1 protein-coding gene and 1 pseudogene are annotated in these 1024 nt (G+C 70.9%); both read right to left on the bottom strand.

What is annotated here, in order from left to right; all coding sequences use genetic code 11:
• Positions 1 to 367: pseudogene (locus tag KZA10_RS16030) on the bottom strand (transposase); the annotation flags it as partial.
• 47 nt (positions 368 to 414) lie between these two features.
• The coding region (locus KZA10_RS16035; RefSeq protein ID WP_218683383.1) for a VCBS repeat-containing protein at positions 415 to 1024 on the bottom strand (610 nt) is incomplete at its 5' end.

The following is a 1024-nucleotide window of genomic DNA, read 5'->3' on the forward strand; positions in this document are numbered from 1 at the left end:
CCTCGAGCGTCGACGGTGTGACACGCTCGCCCCGCGACGCGGCCAGCTCTCCCGCGGCCTGAGCGAGCTTCCTCGTCAGCAGACGCCGTTCACGGCCGAGTTTCGCCAGTGCCGCGGCATCCAGGTCGTCCTGCGCCTCGCGAAGTTCCCGAGCCAACGCCAAGGCTTCGCCCAGCTGCCCGGCCCGTTCCTGGGCGAACACGTTCACCACCCACGCCGCGATCGAGGGCTTGCGCAGAGCGAGGATTCGCGATGCGAGTGCGGCTTCCTCGGCCTCCTCCGCGCGCGCCTTGCGCGACGATACGAACTCTTCCGGAGGCCCGGAGTACAACCCCGCCGCGATCTCCTCGAACGTCGGCTCGGCCATGCGCCCACCCTACGCCGCGCTCTTGGACGCGGCGGGCATGCCGTCGACTACTCGATGGCGAGGTGATCGGCCCAGTCGGCGCTGACGAGCCTCCGCGCGCCGAATCCGCCGTCGCCGTTGCCCGGATAGAAGAAGAGCTCGCCCGCCGCCGTGCGCACCAGCAGATCGGCTCGCCCCTCGCCGTCGTAGTCGGCCCCTCCCGTCGCCGCGGTGAACTCCAGCCATCCGCTTCCGACGACGACCGGCGGCGAGGCCCCGCCCGAGACCCGCGGGTAGAAGTAGAGGGTGCCGTTGTCGCTCATCGCCATGAGATCCCCCCACCCGTCATTGTTGAAGTCGCCGCCGACGAGGAAGTGGAAGCCGTGCCAGCCGCCGCCGACGGTCTTGGGCGTTCCCCCGAGGCCGCCGGCACCGTTCCCGGGGTAGATGACGAGGACACCGCCCGGCGAGACACCGACCACGTCCTGCTTCCCGTCGCCGGTGTAGTCGGCACCGGAGGTGACGTGCAGCATGTCGTACCAGCCGGCACCGATGCCCACGGGCGCCGCCACCCCTCCGGCACCGTTGCCGGCAGAGAACTCGAGCACACCATCCGTCCTGGCTGCGAGGACGTCCCCTCGTCCATCGCCGTTGAGGTCGGCGCGCGTGAGGTGCCGG

This window comes from Microbacterium sp. BF1 (assembly GCF_019279095.1).
Classification (GTDB): domain Bacteria; phylum Actinomycetota; class Actinomycetes; order Actinomycetales; family Microbacteriaceae; genus Microbacterium; species Microbacterium maritypicum.